This is a genomic window from Microcystis sp. M44BS1 (assembly GCF_020244875.1).
Taxonomy (GTDB): Bacteria; Cyanobacteriota; Cyanobacteriia; order Cyanobacteriales; family Microcystaceae; genus Microcystis; species Microcystis panniformis.
Window position 1 is genome coordinate 1 of the sequence record NZ_JADBVM010000063.1, and the last position, 24341, is coordinate 24341.

Genomic DNA, 24341 nt, shown 5'->3' on the forward strand with positions numbered 1-24341 from the left:
AGCAGAAATATCTCTCAAACCAGAGACAAAAGTTAATGCTATTGAACAAGAACAGTCTTTAGTTAGTAACGAAGCAATAACCAACCCTTTAGTATTCAGAAAAAACTGGCAGCAACCAGACGAAACATCTGAAGAAAAGAAGATAGATTCTTTAACAGCTACTTCGGAAGAATCTACTTTACCTTTGAGAACAATTACTGAAAGAATAAATACTCCCACTTCTAACTCAGAATCAGCAGAAATATCTCTCAAACCAGAGACAAAAGTTAATGCTATTGAACAAGAACAGTATTTAGTTAGTAACGAAGCAATAACCAACCCTTTAGTATTCAGAAAAAACTGGCAGCAACCAGACGAAACATCTGAGGAAAAAAAGATAGATTCTTTAACAGCTACTTCGGAAGAATCTACTTTACCTTTGAGAACAATTACTGAAAGAATAAATACTTCCACTTCTAACTCAGAATCAGCAGCCATTTTAGACCAATCAGAGGCAATAGTTGCGTCAACAGAAGGAGAAACAAAAGTTACCTCAGTTGAATTAGGACAACCTCAAGTAAGCAATTTAAGCACAGCAACCCCCTTGTTGCTGCGGCAAAGCTTACAATCGCTAGATAAAGAATCTAACCGACTAACAACAGGTTCAGGTACAATACACAGAGAGGCGATCGGAGGACAAAAACAGTCAGGAAATCAAGCAAATAGAGATATTGCCGCCGTTAACTCCGAATTAGCAACAACTTCGATCGCCGTCGTCCCAGAAATTCCCTCTAGAGAGGTTCCAGGAAACCTCTCAGTCCCGACCAATCTGGTTTGGCGTAAAACTACCAGTGAACCAGCGAGGACAGTTTTCTCCGCTGCCAACAACGGCTATACTAACTCCTCTTTGCCGTCAGTCAGTCTCCCAGTCAATCCCAATCGTCCCAATATCCTGCGTCAGATGTCAAATACGGCTTCCGAGATGGAAGCTATGCCATCAAATTCTGCTATACCAGCGATCGCTCAGACAGCAAACCAGACTCCGGTAGTCAATGTGGCAGACATTGCCGAACAAGTCAGCCGTCTGCTGTTTCGCCAGTTAACCGTTGAACGTGAACGTCGAGGGATAAGCCAATGGTACTAGAAACGCCTACCAAATTAACGATTAAACCCCTACCACCGTCTAAGCTGCCAGAAATTACGGTGCAATTCAATCCGACTGCTTATTCAATTACCAAACCAGTCACCTGGAGTCAATCATCTACTGATACCTCAGCCTCAACAGCAAGTACAACTCAATCTGCCACTCAGAGAAACTTGAATGCACCAGTTTTGCAGTTTGGGGGAGGAGGAAGTCGTACCCTTGCTTTAGAACTGTTTTTTGACGTGACCGAACCCGTTGAGGGTAAGCCAGTAGATGACGTGCGCCAACTCACCAATAAAATTGTCAAGCTGACGCGCATTGAACGAGATGCTAATCCTCAGCAACCGCCAATTTGTAAACTGTCTTGGGGAAATCCCCTCGATCCTCCTGAGTTTCCTTTTGTGGGAGTGGTGACTAACTTGGTGCAGAACTTTACCCTCTTCAAAAGTGATGGCAAACCCCTACGCGCTAGGCTGACAGTGACTTTTACTGAATGGATTGATCGAGAAAAAGACCTCAAACAAACTGATCCCGAACAAACGACACGCCTAGTCAAGCGAGGAGACACTTTAAGCAGCCTAGCGGCGGAAGTATATGGAGATCCCAATCTCTGGCGCATTATCGCCCAAGCAAATAATCTAGACGATCCGCGCCATTTAAAAGTGAGCAATCCTCTAATTATTCCGAAACTACGTTGATGAATTATGAATTATGAATTGGGAATTGGGCAGGTGACAGAGTTATATGGCAGCGAACAGAAAACGGGGAAAAAACTAATCTAAAATCTAAAATCAGGAGAATTATCGATAATGCCGACAACGAGTACGCCAAATTTGCTGTTACCGAGTTTTGCTCTGAAAATTGGCGGTTCACCACTGCCAATTGAGACAGAAATTCAGGTTATTAGCATCACCGTTGAGGATGACCTAACTCTACCCAGTATGTTCACAGTGGAACTGACTGGACTTGAAACTCAGAATAGTCAGATTTCCTTACTCGATGACGCTCTTTTTGCTCTTGGTACTGAAGTAGAGGTTAAACTGGGTTATGGGAGCCAAGTGGCCACCTTAATTAAGGGAGAAATCACCGGATTAGAACCAGAATTTACAATTAATCGCCTGCCTAGCTTGATCGTGCGTGGTTACGATCGCCGCCACCGACTACAAAGAGGACGCAAGACTCGTACTTTCCTCCAGAAAAAAGACAGCGACATCGCCGCTCAAATTGCCAGTGAAGGAGGACTTACTGCCAAAGCCGAAGATAGCCAAGTCACCCATGACTATATTATGCAGGCTAACCAGACCGATCTGGAATTCTTGCAAGCACGAGCGCGGCAGCTCCAGTATGAGGTAGTAGTAGAGGACAAAACCCTCTTGTTCCGCCCGGTAGGGAATGCCAGTAGCGCCGTCTTAACCCTGACTCTGGAAGATAACCTGCTGGAATTTTCTCCCCGCCTCTCCTCTCTCGGACAGGTGAACCAGGTGTCAGTGCGCGGCTGGAGTGCCAAGGACAAGCAAAAAGTTCTTGGACAGGCTAAGGCAGGGGATGAAGTCTCGACGATGGGGGGACAGTCGAGTGGTGCCAAGCTTAGTGAGAGTGCCTTCGGTGAGGGGATAGGAGGCATTAGCGATCGCCCCGTTGCCAGTCAAGCTGAGGCTGATCAATTTGCTAAAGCTCAATTCAATCGGGAGGTACTGGGATTGATTACTGGTCAAGGCATTTGTCGGGGTAATACCCAAGTACGGGCTGGTAAAGTCATTGAGATCGATGGTATTGGGGAGCGATTTAGTGGACTGTATTACGTCACCGCGGCCAGCCATCGCTACGGACCTCGCGGTTACTTCACCTATTTTACAATTCGGAGGAATGCAATATGAATCTCTTTGAGGTGACAGTAGATACGGAAACTAGGGAAGCGATCGCTGGTCGTATTTTCGGAGTGGTCGTAGGTATAGTTACCAACAATAAAGACCCGGATAACTTAGGTCGAGTCAAGTTGAAATTTCCCTGGCTTAGCGATAAAGATGAAGATGAAAGCAACTGGGCGAGAATTGCTGCCCCAATGGCCGGCAAAGAAAGAGGGATCTACTTTCTCCCGGAAGTAGATGATGAAGTTCTGGTAGGTTTCGAGCAGGGAAACCCGCGGTTTCCTTACGTTTTGGGGGTTCTTTGGAATGGCAAAGATGCACCTCCAGCTAATAATAGCGACGGGAAAAATAACCTGCGGTTGATCAAATCTCGCAGCGGTCATGCCATTCGTCTCAATGATGAAGATGGCAAAGAAACTATTGAGATTATCGATAAAAGTGGCAATAACAGCCTAATTTTCGATACATCTAATAACACAATTACGATTACTGCTGACAAAGACATTACCCTTTCTGCTACTAAAGGTACGATCAAACTAGACGCACAAAAAATCGAAATTAAGTCTTCCGCCGACAGCAAAATAGAAGCTGGTGCAGGCATGGATATCAAAGCCAGCGCCACCATGAATCTTAAAGGCGCAACTATCAACCTCAATTAGTTTTAAATCCAAAATCTAAAATCTAAAATCTAAAATCCATTATGGGACAACCCGCAGCTAAACAAGGCGACCAAATTATTGCCACCGACACCCACATTGTCATGGTGCCAGCACCGCCGGGACCACCAGTTCCGACTCCCCTTCCCCACCCCTTTATTGGCATCATCAACGGCAACCTCAGTGCAGATGTCAAGATTATGGGGATGGCAGCCGCCACCGTGGACAGCACGGCGGACAACACCCCGCCCCATATCCCTACCCCTCCTGGTACGGCCTTCCAGAACCCTCCCGCCAACAAAGCTACTATTAAAATCGGTAGCCCAACCGTCAAGATCAACGGCAAAATGGCAGCGCGCAACAGCGATACAGCCCAGACGTGCAATGATCCAGCCGATTTGCCCGTAGGACAGGTTATTGCTGTCGGTACTGTCTTAATTGGTTAAGGGGAGGATGGAGATGGAGAAATCTTTTTTAGGTGTTGGCGTAGGATTCCCCATTCAGGTGGATTCGGGGGCGCTCAAATGGGCAAAGTACGAAGAAAGCGTCCGTCAGTCCATCTGGATCATTCTGGGAACGGCTAAGGGCGAGCGCGTGATGCGCCCTGATTTCGGCTGTGGGATTTACGACCTCGTTTTTGAAATGAATACGGCAGCCACCGCTGGCAAAATTTCCCAACAAGTGCGAGAAGCTTTGCTCTTGTTCGAGCCTCGCATTGATGTACTAGACGTTCAAGTGATTCCCCAATCCGACAGCGACGGAGAAAAACTGCTCATCAGTATTGAATATCAGGTGCGAGCAAGTAATAACGTTTTTAATCTCGTCTATCCGTTTTATTTAGAAAGGAGTGCCGGTTGATGAATTTTAGATTTTAGATTTTAGATTTTATATTGATCATCCTAAAATTCTCAAATTCTGAAAATCCTAAAATCCTGAGAATCCTGTTTGATTTTAGATTGATCATCGGCTAATCTTCTAATTCCCAATTCATAATTCATAATTCAATGGTTAAATCAGCCCCGAAAATTGACAAGCGCACAGCAACTGAGATTACCCAGCAGTTGCAGGAATTACTGCTTGAATATGCACCCACTTGGCAGGAATCTGAAATAGATCCAGTAACAGGCAAGAGACTGCCGAAAAAGGGGACTATCAGTGCCGTCTTGATTGGCACCTTTGCCCGCTTTGCCGAAATTATCATCGAGCGCTTGAACCAAGTCCCGGACAAGAATTTCTTGGCATTCCTGGACTTGTTAGGAGCCTCCCGCCTCCCACCTCAAGCCGCTCGCACTCCCCTGACCTTTTCTTTGGCGGCTGGCTCTACAGTGGATGTAGTGGTTCCAGTGGGAACTCAGGTAGCCGCTCCCCCAGCGGAAGGGGAAAAAGCCCCAGTCATCTTTGAAACAGAAGCGGAATTAGTAGTTACCGCCGCTCAACTCACCTCCGTATTTGTGCGGGAGCCGCAGCAGGATACCTGGAGCGATCGCACTGGGTGGCTGACGACCAAAACTGCAACTGCGGGTTTTGTCTTTCATGGCGATGCGGGAGTCGAACACAGCCTGTACTTAGCTTGCGACGACCTGTTCACCCTACCAGTTGCTAAAACCGCCACCTTAACAATTCAATCTGAGGAGGCTCAGAGGTTAGCAGGACTCCCCTTGACTTGGTCTTATTGGGATGGTCAAGATTGGCGGCAAATCAGTCAATTGGTCAGTAATATCTCAGAAAATAACCAAAGTTGGCAAGTATCAATTCCTAACTTTCCCGTTCCCGTTAAACAAATCATCAATGGCGTAGAAGCGTCCTGGCTGAAAGTTGCGCTCAATCAGTCTTTAATCCCTGGTTCTCCTCCCTTACCGAAAATTCAAGGGATTACAGCGAGCGTGAGCGTTACTCAGTCTAATTTACTACCCGATCTCGGTTTTATTAATTCTTCACCCCTCGACCTAACTAAAGACTTCTCTCCCTTTGGCGAAAACCCCCGCCTCAGCGATACTCTATACCTAGCTAGTCAGGAAGTCTTTTCCAAAGCCGGAGCTAGGGTAACAGTCAACATCACCCTCAATGAAACTGTCCCCGTCAACAGCGAAAATGAAGTTGAATTAGCCTTCGATGCCTGGGATGGTAAGACTTGGCAGCCATTATTAGTAACTTCCAGTAGTCCAGCAACTGCCAAATTCACCCAAAGTGGCTCAATCACTTTTACCTTGCCCAATCAGATAGGATTAGGTGAAGTTAATGGCAAGACTAATTATTGGATTCGCGTGCGGATTGTTCGGGGAAACTATGGCACGGGTATTTCCTCTCAACCCCCTACCTTTACTACCCTCAGACAAGAAATTAGGGAAAGCACTGAGCAAATTATCGTCAACAGTAGCCGGGGGTTTATGCCAGGCGATCGCATACAAATTGCCGCTGGAACTAACACTCAGGAAATCCGAACTATCGGGGTTGTTAATACCTCAAATAATAGCCTAACTTTGACAGAATCCCTACAATCGCCTCATCCCGTGGGGACAGGAGTATGGTTAATCTCTAACACCCTTTCTCCCCCTTTGCTCAAATCCCTAACCCTAACTTATACATATAACGCTACTCAGTCCCTATCTGCCTGTCAGACCTACAATAACTTTACCTACATTCAACAGAAAGAACAACCATTTATTCCTTTTGAAGCCCTCACAGAATCTCATCCTTCGTTATATCTAGGATTTACCCTTCCGCCAACTCGCTCCAATTTCCCCAATCGTCCTCTGAGTCTTTTTGTCTCCTTAGCAGACTTGAAATATGGGGAAAAATTTATCCCTCTTTCTCCCCCCTACAGTCGTCAAGTTGCGACAACCGGAATAGTCACCCATCCTATATGGGTAACAAATGATACGGATCAATCAGTCACTTGGCGAGTGGAAATTTGGGGCAATAATTGGGAGACGACAATCTCAGAGGAAGGGACTTCAATTACTCTTGCTCCTGGGGAAATAAAATCCTTAAAAGTGCAGATTACTATTCCCGAAGATCTCAATCAGGAAAACCGAGATATTGCTTTCCTCCGCCTGAGCCGTCCTGATACTTTTGCTACTATTTATACTGCTACTTTAGAAACTTTTGTGGCAGACCAACTACCGCCAATGTCGCCAGTCCGGTTATCTTGGCAATATTGGAATGGACAAGCTTGGTCCAAACTTACGGTCGATGATGGCAGCGAAAATTTCACCCTTTCAGGATTAATTAAATTCTTGGTTCCGGCTGACTGTCAAACTAAAGCCGAGTTTGACTTATCGGAACGTTACTGGTTACGGGTACAGTGGGAAACAGGAGACTATCTCATTGAACCTAGAATCATCAACCTGGCCCTCAATACAACTTTTGCCAGCCAAACGATCACGATTGTCAAGGAAATTTTAGGTTCTAGTAACGGGTCAGAAAATCAAATTTTCCAAACGACTCGCTTTCCCGTCCTGCAAAACCCACAATTGGAGGTCAGAGAACCAGAAAAACCTTCAGAACTAGAGCTAGAGAGACTAAAACTGCCAGGAAATAGCAACCCGATCACCCCAATTCCCAATTCTCGAGAAGTCTGGGTACAATGGCAGCAAGTTCCTGATTTTTATGGCTCAACTTCGCGCGATCGCCACTACGTCCTCGACCAGCTTACGGGCAAAATTCGGTTTGGTAACGGACGCAACGGGCTGATTCCGCCTCTGGGAACTGGTAATCTAAGGATAGCGCGGTATCAGACAGGCGGTGGCAAAGCGGGGAATAAACCTGTTGATAGTATTGTGCAACTGAAGACCACAGTTCCCTACATCGAGAAAGTGACCAACTTACAAGCGGCGGTGGGTGGAGCAGAAGCAGAGACCCTGGAATCCCTGCGCGATCGCCTCCCTGAAACTATCCGTCACCGCGATCGCGCCGTCACCCTAGAAGATTACGAAGACTTAGCAAAACTGGCTTCCCCAGAGGTGGCAAGGGCGAAATGCCTACCTCTACATTGGCTAGGAGATCCACCTGAGCAAGCACCTAGACGGGGAACAACCAGCATCATCATCGTACCGCGCTCTGAGGCGCTCAAGCCTCTACCAAGTCTGGAACTGATTAGCCGAGTTGAAAAGTTTCTCAGAGCGCGTGCTTGTCCAACTGTCGAGATTCTGGTGGTTGGGCCTCCTTATATCCCAGTAAGCGTTAATGTCGAAATTGCTTTGAGTTCACTCGAAGGAGCCAGTGCTGTCGAACAAGCAGTTAAAGCAACCCTAGAGCAATTTTTACACCCCCTGACGGGCGGATTAGATGGCAATGGCTGGGATTTTGGACGCGAACCCTACAAATCCGATTTTTATGCCCTATTAGAAGCCGTCCCGGGTGTCAGTTATATTCGCCGCCTCCTGGTCGATGATGGCAGGGTTTCTCAGGAGGTTGAGGCGATAAGAAAGACCGGCCGTTTCTTAGTCTATTCTGGTACTCACACCATCAGCCTATTTTTTGAGGAATCTTGAGGAAGCTTGCAGTTTTTGAAGATTGAAAATTAATTAAATTGTGAATTATTTACCATGCCTTTAGAATTGCCTAACTTAGATGACCGCACTTATGAGGATCTTGTTGCCGAAGCCCTCAGACTGATTCCTAACTACGCCCCGGAATGGACAAATTATAATCCCTCCGATCCCGGCATTACCCTGATTGAAATGTTTGCCTACTTGACGGAAATGTTGCTGTATCGGCAAAATCGAATAACTGATGATAACTTGCGAACATTTTTGCGGTTGCTTAATGGACCTGATTGGGTTGCCGATCAAAATCAGGATTTAGCACAAGAAATCCAGGATGCTGTTTTAAATTTGCGGGATGAATATCGAGCAGTAACGGCTGAAGATTACGAAACCCTAAGTCAGCAAAAATTTAACATCTGGTTAGTGCAGATGCAGCAAGAAGAAAAGGCGGACAAATTACTTGAAAAATCTCTTAAAGACCGATGCAAAGAATGGTGGGATACTACTAATTTAGAGGTAAAAGAAGAAAATTTACCCTCAAAAGTGAGCCAAAAAATTAAACGCGCTTACTGTGTTCCGCAACGCTATTTAGGAGCAGGGAGGGAAGAAGAAAAGAAGCAAAGTAAACCTAACTATGTTAGTGTTCTGATTCTACCTGATAAAGATAGTGACAGTGCCAATCAATTAGGACCGCAACCAACGACTCTACTACGAGATGCACTTCAGGGATATCTTCAGCAACGGTCTATCCTTACTACTCGCCTGTCGGTTGTCGGACCAAGTTATACTCCTGTCAGTGCAGAAATTCTCGTTGCTCGTCGTTCTGATGTACTCACTGAGACAGTCAGCAACGGCATCGTCAAAGCTATGCAGCAATTCCTTGACCCGGAAAACTGGCCTTTTAGTCGAGATGTTCACGTCTCGGAGGTGTATGAATTACTAGAAAAAATTGACGGAATTGATTATTTAACAGACGTTCTACTTGTCAGCGAGTGCCAGCCAGAAGATCAACATTGCCTAGCAACAGATACTATCTGGAACGATCAGGGAGAACCGATTGGACTGCGGCTGTATGATCATTATTTGCCAGTAAATCGCCTTAAATTATCCCAGATTGTTATCGCACCTAGTGCTAATTTCTTGGCAGTGCAGTTAACAATTAAAGTTAGGGCTGCTTCTGGAGCAAATCTCGACTTACTGAAGCGAGAAATTAAAAGCCAAACCAGAGCTTTCTTTCATCCTTTATATCCCACAATTCACGAACTAAATCCGCTGGGTGTAACTGACATAAAAATTGAAGTTACCGACAACCAAACAATCAAACTAAGTAGCTTGCAATTAGTAGATTCTCAGTATCTTGAGACAAATTCTCTTGAATTAAATTTGGCAACAATTATTACTGGTATTGCTCAGGTTACTTCTATTCAATTATCCAGCGATCGCAACCAAGAAGGGGGATGGCTGTTAATCAAAGCAGGAGAAGTGATTGATTTGCGATCACTGGTTGAGGTGAATTCAGCTATTACTGGTTGAGCCAGTAAGTGATCAAACAATTTTTTCTGGAGGGGATTTTATGACAATTAATGAAAGAACTGGACAGGCGAGTAGTTTACTAAATTACCTACCGGCTATTTTTCAAGAAGATAGTGAAGCTAACCAGCCGAATTTTCTCGGTCGCTTCCTACTGGCTTTTGAAAGAATTATCCTTGGTTTAGGAGAAGTATCCCTAGAAGTCCCCCAACCGGGTCTAGAAGAAATTCTGGGGGGAGGAAACATTACCGATTTAGACAAGCTACTCAATCCAGCTAGTAGCGGAACAACCCAGTTAGCGGGAGTGTATCGGTATTTTGAGGCTGGAGCCAACTTGAGTGCCTCTCAACGCGCTCCCAGCGACCCCAGGGACAAAGACTTCGACTTCTTACCTTGGCTGGCTAGTTGGGTAGCCTTGACTCTGCGGGATGATTGGGAAGAAAATAAGAAACGACTGTTAATTGCTAGAGCAACTCAATTGTATCGGCTGCGAGGCACTAAACGCGGTTTAGAAGAAGCTTTAATTATTTATACCCAGACAGGGGTACAGACGACATCTGATGTTGGTGTGCAGGTCAATGAACTGAACGCGCCATTTCAGGTAGGTGTCCATGCTACTATTGGGAAAGATACCATCCTTGATGGTGGCGCTCCCTTCTTCTTTTGGGTGCAAATTGTTTTGCCAACGGCCAATCCTGAACGGCGCAAGCAACAGCAAGAGATTGTCACCGCTATTGTCGATTTACAAAAACCGGCTCATACTGACTATCGCCAACCGATTACGGTAGTAACGCCTGTATTTCGGATTGATGTTAATTCCACTGTAGGCATCGATACTCTTTTAGATCCGCTTTGAAGATAACCGACCTAACACTATCTGTACTGCAATCTAAACTTACCCAAGGAGACGAAAGATGGCTAACCCAATCAAACGCTTAAATTACTTTAACGGGCAATTCCTGCGAGCCCCCGATTTTACTGAGGAACAAACCTATCACCTAGAGATGAGACGGCGACACAATGAGAATCTCCACACTTGGGGCATCGCCGATGGCTTAAAATTACAATATACTATTGGTTCGTCCCAGATAGAAATTGCTGAAGGCATGGCGATTGACAGTAAGGGACGAGAGATTGTGCTAGTGGAGAAAGCTAATAAAGATTTATCTGGCTTTGTTAATAAAACGGTCTATGTTACTATCGCCTACAAGGATGAGCTAGTCGATAAGACGAATGAAACGGGAGTAGAAGGCTTTACCCGCGTACAAGAAATCCCCACCATTAATATAAGTGAAAATCCCCCTTCCGCTGATCAATTGAGTCTGCAATTAATCTTGGGGCGGGTGACAGTGAACTCTGAGGGCAAAATTACAGCCACCGATGAAGGAGAGGGAGTCAATCGGCGGCGTGCTGCTGGGGTTGTTGCTGGCGATTTAGAAGCCCGTAGTCTCACTTTAACTGATACTAATGTTGACCCCTCCCAATGGTCCCGGATGCGTTTAGGAGCCGCCGGACGAGCCGATTTACAAAGTAACCTGAAAGTTGCTGGTAATCTGGAAGTGACTGGGACAGTGGATGGTCGGGATGTTTCTGCCGATGGGACTGAGTTGGATAGCCACACCAGTAACACCAATAACCCCCACCAAACAACCGCCGCCCTAATTGATAATCAGGGAGGAACGAACCGCCTTGTTACTCAGATTAATGCGAGTACAGGGGTGATTAATGAGGCGAGAATTGACCCAGCAATTGCCCGCGATAGCGAGGTAACTGCCCTCGTTAATAATCACGCCAATAACACGAATAATCCGCATGGCACGACTGCCGCACAAGTAGGAGCGTTAGTCAGCATCGACGGGGTGAACAATCCCGGCGGCAATGTGGATTTAGTCTCCTCAAACGCTATTACCCTCACCCCAGATAATACCAACAAACGCATCACCATTGGCGAAACTCATTCAGCCCGTACAGATAATCCCCACAATACAACAGCCGCCCAGGTAGGAGCTTTGCCCATCAGTGGGGGGACCCTTACGGGTAATGGCAGTCTCACCGCTAACACCTTAACTGTAGTCAATGGACTGACTATTAACAACAATATCGGCGCGAATGAGTCGTTAGAATGCCGGGGCAGAATGCGGCTGCGACAAATTAGTAACAGTTCTCTTACCGCAGGCATCTGGTGTTCCAGCGTCAACGCCTATTACGGTGAAGTTGATACTGCCTTCATCGGCTTATTCAATGAGAATTCGGTCGGTTTTTGGGGCAGCACTGGCCAGCCGGGATGGCGGCTTTTGGTTGACACCACTAGCGGCAATCTGACGGTTACAGGCAATGCCTTCAAACCAGGCGGAGGGGCTTGGGGCATTTCCTCTGATGAAAGGCTCAAAAAGAATATCAGTACCCTAGAGGGAGCCTTAGATAAACTCCTCCAACTGCGGGGCGTATCCTACGAGTGGAAGGAACCAGAAAAACAAGGAAACTTGACCGGACCGCAGATGGGGCTGATCGCTCAAGAAGTAGAAGCCGTGTTTCCCGAATGGATTGGGGTAGATGCCGACGGCTATCAGACCCTAAGCATCAGAGGGTTTGAAGCCTTGGTTGTCGAGGCTCTCAAGGAGTTAAAAGCAGAAAATGAAGCCCTGAAAAAACGGTGTGAAGAACTCGAACGACAACTAGCAGTCGGGACGCTCTAGAGTGACGGGGCTTGAAAGGAACAATCTCAGAGAATCTTATGGAACATCCACCGCCCATCGGCAGCCAAATCCTTACGATCTATGACTACACGGACGAGCAAGGCCGCTTGCTGTTTCAAGTCGTCCGCCTCCAGCCCAAAACCTTCCGACAGCGCCGCCCTGATGGTCGAGGGGGATGGCTGTGGAATCTGGAAGGGGTGTGGCCAGTTCTCTATCGCCTGCCAGATGTTCTCAATGCCGACACAGCGATCGTGTTTGAAGGAGAGAGAGATGCAGAGACGGCTGTGCAATTAGGGCTTCCTGCTGGTTGGGCTGCCACTTCCAGTCCTTTTGGCTCGGGTCAGTGGCGGACTCAATATTCAGAGGCTTTGGTCGGCAAGCGTGTGTTGATCTGTCCCGATACCGATCGCCCCGGACAACTTCACTTACAGCAAGTCGGACTCGCTTTGCGGGATAAGGCAACAGAAATTAAAGTAATTACCCTGCCTCCGGGAGTCAAAGACTTAACGGAATGGGTCGAGAAAGGCGGGCAAGCTGACCAGTTTGCTCTCTTAATCCAGCAAGCCAAGCAGTTTGACGAGTTACTGCCTGACCTCGCAATTGAAGAAAAGCGGCGCGTTACCTGGAAAAAAGTTGCTCAGGAAGAGCCCCCACCCAGTCACAGCCAAATTGTCACTACCTATGACTACACAGATGAGCAGGGCAACTTGCTGTTTCAAGTCGTTCGCCTCCATCCTAAAAGCTTTCGGGAACGCTGCCCAGATGGTCAAGGAGGATGGCGCTGGCATCTAGGGGGTATCAGGATCGTCCTCTATCACCTAGCGGATGTGCTGGAGGCCGACACTGTCTTGGTTTTAGAAGGAGAAAAGGATGCAGACACCGCTAGGCAATTGGGGCTCCCTGTCGGTTGGGCGGCTACCTCTAACCCCCTTGGTCCTTACCAATGGCGAGAGGACTATTCCGAGGCACTGCGGGGCAAGCGCGTTTTTCTCTGTCTCGATACCGATCGCACCGGACAGCGCCAATTAAAAGAAGTCGGATTGGCTTTAATCGGCAAGGCAAGAGAGATTAAAGTTGTCAACCTTCCTTCGGACGTAAAAGACTTGACGGAATGGGTTGAACGGGGTGGAGATGCCAACCAGTTTGCCCTTCTTCTCGCACAAGCTATACCTTTTGAGTATCCGCGACTGGATACAGAACTTAAACAAAATATCCGTCCCCTAGAGAAAGCTTTAGAGAAACTGATGCAACTGCGAGGAGTAATTTATGAATGGAAAGAACCAGAAAAGCAAGGAAATTTGACCGGGACTCAAATTGGGTTCCTGGCGCAAGAGGTGGCAGCCGTATTTCCAGAATGGGTTGGTGACAGTTCTGATGGCTATAAAACTCTGACCATCATGGGTTTTGAAGCCCTGACTGTGGAAGCTTTCAAAGAACTAAAAGCTGAGCAAGAAGCCTTGCAAGCCCGTTGTCAAGCAATAGCCGTTAAAATGCCTGAGCTTGCACTGATTTCTGCTATATTAGTAGAGTAGAGCTAGGGCAGTTCTCAACAGTTAGCGATTTTGCCCAACTCCTAAGTACCTAAGCAAAATTAATTACACATATCTAACCACCTCTTGCCTCCTACCTCTTGCCTTTTGCCTATCTTCACTAGGAAATTAATTTTGCACGACTACTTATTAATAAAAAAAGGAGGTAATCATCATGTCTTTAAATGAAGTCGGTATCTACAGCAGTCTAAAACTGGGAAGAGACAACGTTCCTGAAAGCGATTGGCCATGCTTGCTCTATGGGGGACCTAAACAGTTCGGCATCAATGATTCTCTTACGGTTACTGGCAACGTCGGCATCGGCACTACTACCCTAGAAAATCCAGAAGGTTGGAGCCGCATTCTCGATCTTTTAGGGGTTACTGATGCCAAATTATCGGTTAGAACCGCTAAGATTGATGGGCGAGTGTCTGTCCACGAGAAGGGCTGCTGGGGGTCGCCAGCAGGAGCCATGATTCTCGGTACGAAAACTAACCATGCCTTGAGTTTTGGGACGAACGCTACTACTAAAATGACGATTCTGGGTAATGGCAATGTCGGTATTGGAACAATCACCCCAGGGGCTAAGTTAGAGGTCAGTGGCAATTTGACTGTTACTGGCAATATCGGCATTGCCACCACCGCTGCTCCTACCGAAAGATTAGAGGTCAATGGCAATGTCAAAGCTACCTCATTTCTCGGAGATGGCTCAAACTTAACGGGAGTTGTAAAAAACCTCGACTTGGCAGTTAAAAAAGCCGGGGATACGATGACAGGTTCTCTGACAATTCAAAATAATTTGACTGTTACTGGCAATATCAGCATTGCCACCACCGCCGCTCCTACCGAAAGATTAGAGGTCAATGGCAATGTCAAAGCTACCTCATTTCTCGGAGATGGCTCAAACTTAACGGGAGTTGTAAAAAACCTCGACTTGGCAGTTAAAAAAGCCGGGGATACGATGAGCGGAGCGCTGACAATTCAGGATAACCTGACGGTCAATGGAAATTTCCACATTAACCAAGGAACACAGTCTAGTTTTGGCAGCCATCTCTATCTCAGCAAAATCGATGGTTCTCCGGGTCGCGGTCAGTGGCATATTAATATTGCTCCCAATAATGCTCTCAATTTTGTCGAGACTGGTATTGCTGACTATCGGTTAACCATTACACCAGGGGGAAATATTGGTATTGGAACTTCCAGTCCCAAGTATAAGCTTGATGTTAGAGGCAATGATGGCTGGATTGGTAGCGGTGATTCTTCCCAGAGTCAAGGAGGTTGGAGACTAGGAAGATGGCCAGATTATGAATCAAATACGTGGGTATATCTATCGAGGGCTGATGGCACCAAATATCAAGATTTAGCTGTAGGAGCATTGTGGGCTGGTGGTAATTTACGATTTGGTAGTTCTGATGATCTTGCAGAAATGACCCCTGTAAAAACTGAGGATGATCTCGAGCCTGGAGATGTTGTTGTAATTGAAAATCCTCCAGATAATCGCGTGCTTTTGGCAAAAAGCAATAAACCTGACGATTCTAAAGTTGCAGGAGTCATTTCCGATCCAAATACCGCCGGTTTAATCATAGGGGGAAGTCATCCAACAGATGTTAATCGCGATGACTTAAAACCCTTAGCACTAGCAGGGAGAGTTTTAACAAAAGTTACTACCGAAAATGGTTTTATAAATGCAGGAGATTTTTTAACTACTTCTTCTACACCTGGTTGTGCGATGAAAGCCAATATTCCCAGTTATACTTTGGGAAAAGCACTGCAATGTTTTAATGGCAACGGAAATGGTGAAAGTATGGGAAAAATTTGGGTTTTGGTAAATTTAGGATGGGTCGGTGGCGTAACCAAAGAATAAATAGCCCATTACTAAATGAATCTGTTGAGTGAGTCTAAACTATTAATTAAGAATTTACATCTTGACTACATGACTCCAACAAATCAACAGGCTCAAGGACTTTATCACCTATGTTATCGTTTAAGTAATGCCATTTATCCTCAATGGCAATATCGTGACGATGTACCAGAATTGTTGTCAACTTCTGACCGAAAAGGAGTGAGTATTATGGACATAGTTGGCGTATTAACTAAAGTCTTGCAAGAGCAACAAACTACCATATCTGTATTAACCGAAAAAATCAAAGCGTTAGAGTCGCAAAGCCAAAAAGCTTATTAAATTCAAGGAAGTAATTAAGGTGGACTGTTTCGGCTAATTAATAATTTACGGACTTTATCGCCTTGAAATTAAACCAACAGGAGGATATGAACCATGAACCCCATCAACTATGACACTCTCAGCCTAGATGAACTCAGACAATATATATTAACCCATCGTGAAGATACTATGGGTTTTTATGCCTATATTGATCTTTGAAAAGCAGATGGACGAATGATTATCGTAGGTTTAGAAGATAATTATTGGGAGGAAAAGATAACCCCCCAAATACAAGAAGGTCAATCTTAACTTAAAGTGCGATCGCTAATCTTGTAGGGTGCGTTAACGAAGTAACGCACCATAAACTTGAGAGACACTCAGACAAATAAGACATGGCAATCATCTCTAAACCAATTTAATTTCAGCTTTTCCTAGTCCAGTAGTGAACTAACACAGCAACCAAAAAACTCTGTGTCCTCTGTGTCTCTGTGGTGTTTATTATGGTTATCGAGGCTAATAAAGCCTGGTTGGAAAATCTATTACCAGCTTTACAGTGGTTAGACAAACTGCTAGAAAAAGCAGTGGTTGCCGCTCAAGCAACCTATACCAAAGACCCAACAACTGAAGCCTATCAAGGTCTTTACATCACTCAGGAAGATGTCGAGCAATTGTTAGTGCGCCAACCAGGAGATCCTGTCCTGAAACTCAGAGGAGAAGCTTGGGAGCCATCCTTTTCTGAGTTAGCCGACAAAGCATCCCGCCTAGCCCGGCTCAAGCAAACCTTTGACCTGTCCGTCTTCGACCTAGCGCTAGTGGTAATTGCCCTCGCTCCCGAACTCGACCTGCGCTACGAAAGGCTTTACGCCTACCTCCAGGACGACGTAACTCGCAGGCGACCCACAGTAGATATCGCCCTTAACCTGCTGTGTTCTTCAGCCCCAACCAAGCTGTGGCAAAGGTCTCGGGTTGCCCCAGACGCGCCCCTAATTCGCCATCGACTGTTACATCTGTTGGCGGATCCCCATCAGGTGCAGCCTCCCCTACTTGCTTGTTACCTCAAGCCTGATGAGCAGCTAATCCGTTACCTGTTGGGACAGGAGGGACTCGACTCCCGATTGGCCACATTCTGCCAGATAGTTAAGCCGATTCCAGAATCAGAGTCACTGTCGTTAGATGCCAAAATCCAGCAAGCTTTGCTCGCCTTAGCACTCCAGGCGAGGGAAGCCAATCAGCCTTTACACCTTCACTTTCACGGTCCCCAGGGAGTGGGAAAGCGCCAAGCAGCAGAAGCGATCGCCCTCAAGTTAGACATGAGGCTGTTAGTAGCAGACATCGCCACAGCGATCGCCGCGAAAACCGAGCTAGAGTCAATCTTGCCCCTGCTCTTGCGAGAAGCCCAGTTTCAAGATGGGGTGCTGTATCTTGAGGGAATCGACGCACTGGGTTCCCAAGAGCAGATAAGCAACTATCAGCGCCTATTGCAGGCGATCGCCAGATTTCCCAGCATCGCCATCTTAGAAGGATTAGTACCAAACCTGTCAGACATTCCCGGCTCCACCCGCACCATTCTTCCAGTCTCCTTTCCCCTACCCGACTTTGCCCAACGTCGGGACAACTGGCAAGCCTATCTCTCCCAGTCTGGCATTTTACTCCCCCAGCCCAAGGAGCTAGACACCCTCGCTGACCGTTTCCGCCTGACTCCTGAACAAATTGGTGATGCAGTAGCCTCAGCCCAGCAGCAAGCCCGCTGGCAGGCAGCCCAGACATCCCAGGAGTCCTCTAGTTCCTTAACCCTAGAAGACCTGTTTGCTGCTGCTCGTACCCACTCAGGTCAAGCTTTGACCTCCCTGGCCCGCAAGATTTCCCCTCGCTCCACCTGGAACGATCTGATCCTCCCACCCGAGGGGCTAACTCAACTCCAAGAAATTTGCCATCAGGTCAAATACCACCACCTCGTCTGTGGTCAGTGGGGTTTCGAGGAGAAACTTTCCCTCGGCAAAGGACTAAATGCCCTCTTCTCTGGCTCACCTGGTACAGGCAAGACGATGGCGGCGGAGGTCATCGCCAAGGAGTTGCACCTTGACCTCTATAAAATTGATCTCTCCCAAGTGGTCAGTAAGTACATTGGCGAGACGGAAAAGAACCTAGAGCGGATTTTTACCGTCGCTCAGAGTGCCAATGCCATCCTCCTATTTGACGAAGCAGATGCCCTCTTTGGCAAGCGCTCCGAGGTTAAGGATGCTCATGATCGCTACGCTAATCTTGAAATTGCCTATCTGTTGCAGAAAATGGAGGAATACGAAGGGGTGACGCTCCTAACCACCAATTTGCGGCAGAATCTCGATGAAGCCTTCACTCGGCGCATCCGTTTCATTGTCGAGTTTCCCTTTCCTGAAGCGGACTACCGCCTGCAAATCTGGCGGCGCATCTGGCCCAAACAGACACCCCTGGCAGCCGATGTGGATCTCGAAGGCATGGCGCGGCAATTCAAGCTGGCAGGAGGTAATATTCGCAACATCGCCCTGGCGGCTGCCTTCCTCGCCGCAGAAAACAGCCAGTGTGTGACGATGAAACATCTACTGCAAGCAACCAAGCGGGAGTTTCAGAAGATGGGAAGACTGATTGGGGAGGAGGAGTTTTTGCCATTTAAACAAAAATAACTGGAAAAATATGCCGTAGGGGCGCATTGCGTGCGCCCATCACCCTATTTCCTAGCCAAAGGGGAAAGCCAAATTAAATCTAACATTGTCAAGCTAATGCCTCAATTAAAAATCCATCTCCATTGTTCTGCCAAGTATCATGGATCAAGAAAGCCAAACCGGGATTAATCCAGCCATGCCTGATGACCTTGCCCGACACCATGAGGTGGCAAAGGGCCTAACTTATCTCCATGCACGCACAAATGCCACGGCAGGGCGCACCCTGGAAGCCGCCTCCTTCGTCTATGCGCTCATCGAACTGCTGACAGAAAAAGGCTTACTCGATCTTGACGAAATTGACACAAGGAAAAAGCAGGTAGCCCAACGACTGCTCAAACGTTTCCTGCAGCAAGATCCGGGCGTTTCCTTGCAGGAACCAGAACAAGATAAATATACCTTTTCCCAACCCTTCGCCATTGACTGCGAAAATCGGGTACATTTGTGCCAGGCTGCCTGCTGCAAAATGGTTTTTCCCCTGTCGCGCCAAGACATCGAAGAAGGAGTCATCCGCTGGGAGTTGAGCCAACCTTATGTTATTGCCAAAGGTGCGGACGGCTATTGCCACCACTTTGATCGCCAAGGTTTAGGCTGTACGGTGCATTCCCAGCGCCCCATCCCTTGCCGAGCCTACGATTGCCGCAACGACAGGCGCATCTGGCTCGACTTTGAAAATAAAATTGTCAATCCCAAGCTGAAGGAGCCAAACTGGCCCCACAACTTGAGTGCAGAAGAAATGGAACTTCCAGGGAGTGAAATTCAATGATCCACAACCTTGACGATACGCTTAAAGAATTGCTAGTGCAAAAAGTGCCTCTCGATCCCAACGCGATCGATATTAAGTTTGAAGTGCCGAACAAAGACGACTGGAATCCCAAGCCAAATAAGCCCACAATTAATTGTTTTCTCTACGATATCCGCGAGAATCACGAGTTACGCAACAATGAGCGCTATCTCACTCGCAACGGAACCACAGGAACAGGAACCGAAAAAATTGCTCCCACTCGTATTGATTTATCCTATCTAATCACCGTTTGGACAACTGATGTCGCCGATGAACATCGACTGTTAGGCAATATTTTGCAGACCTTATTGAGCTATCCAGTTTTGCCAACAGAAGTCCTCAAGGGGCAAATAGCCAATCAATCTCTACCTCTCCGCGCCTGGGTTTCTCAACCTGAACGCACCCCGAATGCTTGGGATTTTTGGGGGGCGCTTGACGGGCGCATGAAAGCGGGGATCAGCTACATGGTGACGGTTGCGGTTGAACCCTTTGCACCGGTTGAGGTTCGTTTGGTAACAGAAAAAGTTCTCAAAGTCGAGCAAAAGTAAGTAGTTAAGCTAATGATGAACAGCCACTCAACCCATGCAATACGAAGCTATCTATGAAAACGGACAAATAAGATGGTTAACCGAACCTCCCCCTCTAAAATCGGCTCGAATTAGGATATCCATACTAGAAGAAATTCCCCCCCAACTCTCAAAACGTCGCTAACCATCACCCTTAATTGCTGGTAAGGGAAAAACCTTAGGAGACTTGGTAAATTACCTTGTTAATGACCAAGACTGGGAATGATCGTCTTTGTGATAGAATACTAGAATAGTAGCCAGAGGGCATGAGGAGAATTTTCATTCCCTTGGAGAAACTGTCAGCCTACTTTTGATAAGAGGTGTGCCATGCGTGATCGCCAATCGACCCCCGACACCAAATCCCAGCACTCCCAGCCGACCAAGGAACGGGAAGCACAGAGGGCGACTGCCCAAGAAGAGGTTCTGGCAACCCAACAAGACCCCCTGGTACAGACCATCAGTCGGATTGGCAGTGCTCCCTCTGCCAAAGTTCATGCTGACTTGCTCAGTCGGGCGACCTCAGACTACCCCGCCTGCGGCCGCCAACTGATGCTCCAGATGCAGCGGCAGTACGGCAACCGCTATGTGCAGCGGGTGATGGAACTGTCACGCCAAGGAGGGGGAGAAGCCGAAGCCACGCCAGAAGTGGAAGCAGCAATTGAACAAGCCCGTGGTGGGGGGCGATCGCTCGATTCTGGCATCCAGCGACAAATGGAATCCGCTTTTGGCACCAATTTCAGTGGGGTGCGCGTCCATACCGACAGCACGGCTGATGCCTTAAATCAATCCCTCAGTGCCCGTGCCTTCACTACAGGACAAGACATCTTTTTCCGCCAAGGGGAATACAATCCCGGTAGTTCCAGTGGCAAGGAATTACTGGCCCATGAGTTGACCCATGTGGTGCAGCAAACTGGTGGAATTCAGTCGAAGTTGGCGGTAGGTGAACCGGGCGATCAGTACGAACAAGAGGCGGATCGGGTTGCTAATGCTGTAGTACAAATGCTTAAAACGGTTTCTTCTCAATCCACAGAAGTTTCCTCATGTACCCCCATCATTCAGCGAGCCTGCTCTGGGTGTCGTGAGGAAGAGCAGATGACGCACTTATTAGAGACTCAATCATTAGAAGAGACAGACGAAGGAACAGAAACCCTGACTACCCAATCTCTAGCCATAAACTCAGGGATGCCTCTAATCGCTAGAAATGGTGGGCCTGTTTCCACAAATTACTGTGCTTTAACCGGATCCTTTACCACTATTCCATCAGGAACCGTTGCTGCAACTTTGAGTGGCAATAAACTGGGTGCTCCCTTCTCAATGGTGGGGACTTTTAGTGTGCCTATTCCTTGCATTTGCTCGGCAGGGGAATATCGGCAGTATGTCCGAGGTTCTTTCACCAAGAATGGTTCTAATGTGACTCATGCATTGTGTGGAACCAATCTTCATCCAACTACCTTCCAAGAAGACTGTGGTATTTTTGGTGGTAACACATATAAATATGGTTATCGCTCTATTCCTTTCGCTAATAGTCGATTTACCTCTCCCGATCAAGCCACAGGATGTCAATTCAACGGTTTTGATCATCCCGGCATTACAGGTTCCTCAGGGGATACCCTCAGTGTAAACCTTGATTTCCGAGGAGAGTTGATTGATACGGGCAGTGGCGGTGCTGTGCTAGCTTCTTCCTCTTGGAGCGTTGTTGGCAGTGCAACCGTACCCTAACTGAGTTTTCTTAAACTGGGAGTTTGATGATGTTAGATGCTTTTGTTATGGAGCCTTATTTGTTGCCCATTCAGGACGTTTCAATCTCTGCCCTGATCCAGCGAGATCAGTCTGCCAATCGTTGGAATTTAACGGTCATCATTAGCCGCGCCCCAGATCAAGATATCATTCAAGCTAGTGAGGTGGACGCTCAACTCCTAATGAAGGAGGGGACGCAACTAAAACAAGTAGAACGTCCTTCAGATGCGCTCGTAGAAGCAGGTGGAAGCTTGAGCAGTTCGGCCAATGCGGTCTTTAGTTTTCAAAATGCAAACATTATTCCTGAACACCTTGAGGTGAGCTATCGGAATCAAACGGTTCAGTTTCAAATTTTACCTCAATCCTCGATACCAGAACAATAGCGAAACCCAACATCATCACCATTGATACTAATATAAAGTAGCTCTTGTAGGGTGCGTTCCCTGATGCAACTCTTGTGACTCTGGGGTTCAGGTATTGGGAACGCACCAGGTCCATTTGGTGAATAAGGTGATCGCGCTTCCTACCTTAGTGCGATCGCCGATTTTGTAGGGTGCGTTCCCTGATGCAACTCTTGTGACTCTATGATTCAGATATTGGGAACGCACCAGGCCCATTTGGTGAATAAGGCGATCACGCTTCCTACCTTATAAGATAACTTATCGATTTGCTTAAGCGAAACCAAACACCATCACTTTTTCCCCTGCATTTGTTGGGTTTCCTTGGATACAGCGTTATCAAACTTCTGACCAAAATCTCTTGGAGGAAATAGCAAAATTATCCAGTTACGTTTACGATAGCCAATATAGCGATCTCAACTCTTTACCCCATGAACCATGCAAATTCAAGACTACTTCAACTTCCTCGCCTCTGACGACATCCGCATCAAAAACAGCCGTATTGGTATCGAAAGCGTCCTCTACGAATACATCTACCGTGCCAAAACCCCCGAAGAAATTGCCCAACAATTTGAGACCATTACCCTAGAACAGATCTACGCCACCATTCTATACTATCTACACAACAAAGAGGAGATCAGCGCTTACTTGGCTGACTGGCTAGAGTTTTGCCGTCAACAACGAGAAGAACAAAAACATAATCCTTCTCCTGCACGCCAGAGGTTTCGCCAATTGAAAGCAAAAACAGATGTTCAGCAAGAGTCTACTCAATCGGTGATTACTGCATGACAATTCAATATTTACTCGATGAACATATCGCCTCACTTTATCGAACCCAACTGATGCGCCAAGCACCAGATCTTGTTGTCAGAATGATTGGCGATCCAGATTCTCCTCCGAAGGGAACTCTTGATCCAGAGATTCTAGTTTGGTGTGAGACTCATGATTTCATCTTAGTAACAAACAATCGGAAATCTATGCCAAAACACCTAGCAGATCATCTTACAGAAAATCATCACATACCAGGCATTTTTGTGATTGATCCATCCAATAATATTGGTGAAACTCTCACAGAGTTAATCATCATTGCTGGGGCTTCCTTTCCAAAGGAATATCAAGATCGAATTGAATACTTACCGTTGAGTGAATAAAAAACTTTAGTGCGATCGGCGCTCTTGTATTGCGATCGCCAATCCTGTATTGCGATCGCTGATCTTGTAGGGTGCGTTCCCTGATGCAACTCTTGTGACTCTATAGATCTCTTGCATAAGTCTAGACAAAATAGGATAAAATAGTCCAAGAGTTAAGATTGAAAGATGAATTACGAACAAGTAAAAACTTTAAAGCCAACAGAGTTCAAACGCTTGTGTGGCGTGTATCCAGATACATTTAAGGATATGGTAACAGTCCTAAAGGCAGAAAAAGTTTGGCAAAAAAAGACTGGCAGACCTAGCAAATTGAGTACGGAAGACCAACTACTAATAACATTAGAATATTGGCGAGAATATCGCACCTATTTTCATCGGGGAAATAGTTGGGGTGTTAACGAATCAACGGCGTATAGAATTGTTAGGAAAGTAGCGAATATTCTCATCAAATCAGGTCTGTTTAATCTACCGGGAAAAAAAGCCCTATTAGAAAGTAATAGTGAAATAGAAGTAATAGTGGTGGATGTGTCAGAACAGGAGATAGAAAGACCCAAAAAAAAACAGAAATCATGCTATAGCGGGAAGCAGGGATACCACACATTAAAGTCGCAAGTCGTTGCCGATCTCGCGCAGCGAGCGCGTTGCGACCAAAAAAGTGAGCAGATAATCTGCGTCCGTTGTGAGAAAGGAAGAGTCCATGATTTTCGGTTGTGGAAAGAGAGTAAAATCGGGTTAAATAAGGAAATAGAAATATTAGGGGACAAAGGCTATCAAGGGATTCAGAAAATCCATCAAAACAGTCAGATTACTCATAAAAAAAAGCTGAGAGGGGGACAAGCGAGCTAGAAGGTAGATAGGGCAAGCGATATCGCTCTTTGTCCTTTGATGTAATCCTTCAACCGATAGCGGCTAATTTGCATTAGCTCTTCTATATTTTTTGGGAACATTTGATGTAGCTGGAG

Annotated in this window: 22 protein-coding genes; all 22 read left to right on the forward strand. The window is 46.6% G+C overall.

Features of this window, described 5'->3' with window-relative positions; genetic code table 11:
* The coding region (locus tag IM515_RS03640) for a hypothetical protein (RefSeq protein WP_287697869.1) at window positions 1-1123 on the forward strand (1123 nt) is incomplete at its 5' end.
* Window positions 1114-1821: a CIS tube protein gene (locus IM515_RS03645; protein ID WP_002770401.1), complete on the forward strand. Its 708-nt coding sequence runs from the start codon at window positions 1114-1116 to the stop codon at window positions 1819-1821. The genes IM515_RS03640 and IM515_RS03645, both read left to right, overlap by 10 nt.
* Window positions 1822-1932: 111 nt before the next feature.
* The gene (locus IM515_RS03650) at window positions 1933-3000 is read left to right on the forward strand and encodes a phage late control D family protein (RefSeq protein ID WP_287628861.1); all 1068 of its coding nucleotides are present in this window, start codon (window positions 1933-1935) and stop codon (window positions 2998-3000) included.
* Window positions 2997-3650: a phage baseplate assembly protein V gene (locus IM515_RS03655; protein WP_287628860.1), complete on the forward strand. Its 654-nt coding sequence runs from the start codon at window positions 2997-2999 to the stop codon at window positions 3648-3650. Before IM515_RS03650 ends, IM515_RS03655 begins: the two co-directional genes overlap by 4 nt.
* Window positions 3651-3691: 41 nt before the next feature.
* On the forward strand, window positions 3692-4093 hold the full coding sequence (locus tag IM515_RS03660; protein WP_147069015.1) for a PAAR domain-containing protein: 402 nt from the start codon (window positions 3692-3694) through the stop codon (window positions 4091-4093).
* Window positions 4094-4106: 13 nt separating this feature from the next.
* Entirely contained in the window at window positions 4107-4505 is a 399-nt protein-coding gene (locus IM515_RS03665; RefSeq protein WP_002770393.1) for a GPW/gp25 family protein, read from the forward strand.
* A gap of 146 nt (window positions 4506-4651) precedes the next feature.
* The gene (locus IM515_RS03670) at window positions 4652-8140 is read left to right on the forward strand and encodes a putative baseplate assembly protein (RefSeq protein ID WP_287628859.1); all 3489 of its coding nucleotides are present in this window, start codon (window positions 4652-4654) and stop codon (window positions 8138-8140) included.
* A 54-nt stretch (window positions 8141-8194) separates the two neighbouring features.
* Window positions 8195-9667, forward strand: coding sequence for a baseplate J/gp47 family protein (locus IM515_RS03675; RefSeq protein ID WP_287628858.1), 1473 nt, complete (start codon window positions 8195-8197; stop codon window positions 9665-9667).
* Between the two features lie 40 nt (window positions 9668-9707).
* The gene (locus IM515_RS03680; RefSeq protein ID WP_072925059.1) at window positions 9708-10520 is read left to right on the forward strand and encodes a phage tail protein; all 813 of its coding nucleotides are present in this window, start codon (window positions 9708-9710) and stop codon (window positions 10518-10520) included.
* Between the two features lie 58 nt (window positions 10521-10578).
* Complete coding sequence (locus tag IM515_RS03685; protein WP_287628856.1) at window positions 10579-12360, forward strand: tail fiber domain-containing protein; 1782 nt, start codon at window positions 10579-10581, stop codon at window positions 12358-12360.
* A 38-nt stretch (window positions 12361-12398) separates the two neighbouring features.
* A complete protein-coding gene (locus IM515_RS03690; protein ID WP_287628855.1) occupies window positions 12399-13892 on the forward strand; it encodes a tail fiber domain-containing protein in 1494 nt (497 codons plus the stop codon).
* A gap of 172 nt (window positions 13893-14064) precedes the next feature.
* Window positions 14065-15753, forward strand: a complete 1689-nt coding sequence (locus tag IM515_RS03695; protein ID WP_287628853.1) for a translocation/assembly module TamB domain-containing protein — start codon at window positions 14065-14067, stop codon at window positions 15751-15753.
* A 69-nt stretch (window positions 15754-15822) separates the two neighbouring features.
* Window positions 15823-16071 (forward strand): hypothetical protein, encoded by a 249-nt coding sequence (locus IM515_RS03700; protein WP_287628852.1) that lies wholly within the window; start codon window positions 15823-15825, stop codon window positions 16069-16071.
* Between the two features lie 93 nt (window positions 16072-16164).
* Window positions 16165-16269, forward strand: coding sequence for a DUF6887 family protein (locus tag IM515_RS26080; protein WP_425589514.1), 105 nt, complete (start codon window positions 16165-16167; stop codon window positions 16267-16269).
* A 281-nt stretch (window positions 16270-16550) separates the two neighbouring features.
* Window positions 16551-18710, forward strand: coding sequence for an ATP-binding protein (locus IM515_RS03705; protein ID WP_287628851.1), 2160 nt, complete (start codon window positions 16551-16553; stop codon window positions 18708-18710).
* A gap of 139 nt (window positions 18711-18849) precedes the next feature.
* The gene (locus IM515_RS03710) at window positions 18850-19512 is read left to right on the forward strand and encodes a YkgJ family cysteine cluster protein (protein ID WP_287628850.1); all 663 of its coding nucleotides are present in this window, start codon (window positions 18850-18852) and stop codon (window positions 19510-19512) included.
* Window positions 19509-20078 carry a Pvc16 family protein gene (locus IM515_RS03715; protein ID WP_002770364.1) on the forward strand — a complete coding sequence of 190 codons (570 nt, stop codon included), beginning with the start codon at window positions 19509-19511 and terminating at the stop codon, window positions 20076-20078. The genes IM515_RS03710 and IM515_RS03715 overlap by 4 nt, the downstream gene beginning before the upstream one ends.
* Window positions 20079-20645: 567 nt before the next feature.
* Window positions 20646-21815, forward strand: coding sequence for an eCIS core domain-containing protein (locus tag IM515_RS03720; RefSeq protein WP_287697871.1), 1170 nt, complete (start codon window positions 20646-20648; stop codon window positions 21813-21815).
* Window positions 21816-21841: 26 nt separating this feature from the next.
* Window positions 21842-22216, forward strand: a complete 375-nt coding sequence (locus IM515_RS03725; protein WP_287697873.1) for a hypothetical protein — start codon at window positions 21842-21844, stop codon at window positions 22214-22216.
* A 453-nt stretch (window positions 22217-22669) separates the two neighbouring features.
* Window positions 22670-23020, forward strand: coding sequence for a DUF433 domain-containing protein (locus IM515_RS03730; RefSeq protein WP_002770339.1), 351 nt, complete (start codon window positions 22670-22672; stop codon window positions 23018-23020).
* Window positions 23017-23382, forward strand: a complete 366-nt coding sequence (locus IM515_RS03735; RefSeq protein WP_287628846.1) for a DUF5615 family PIN-like protein — start codon at window positions 23017-23019, stop codon at window positions 23380-23382. Before IM515_RS03730 ends, IM515_RS03735 begins: the two co-directional genes overlap by 4 nt.
* Window positions 23383-23547: 165 nt before the next feature.
* A complete protein-coding gene (locus IM515_RS03740) occupies window positions 23548-24225 on the forward strand; it encodes a transposase family protein (RefSeq protein ID WP_287628845.1) in 678 nt (225 codons plus the stop codon).
* The last annotated feature ends 116 nt before the right edge of the window (window positions 24226-24341 follow it).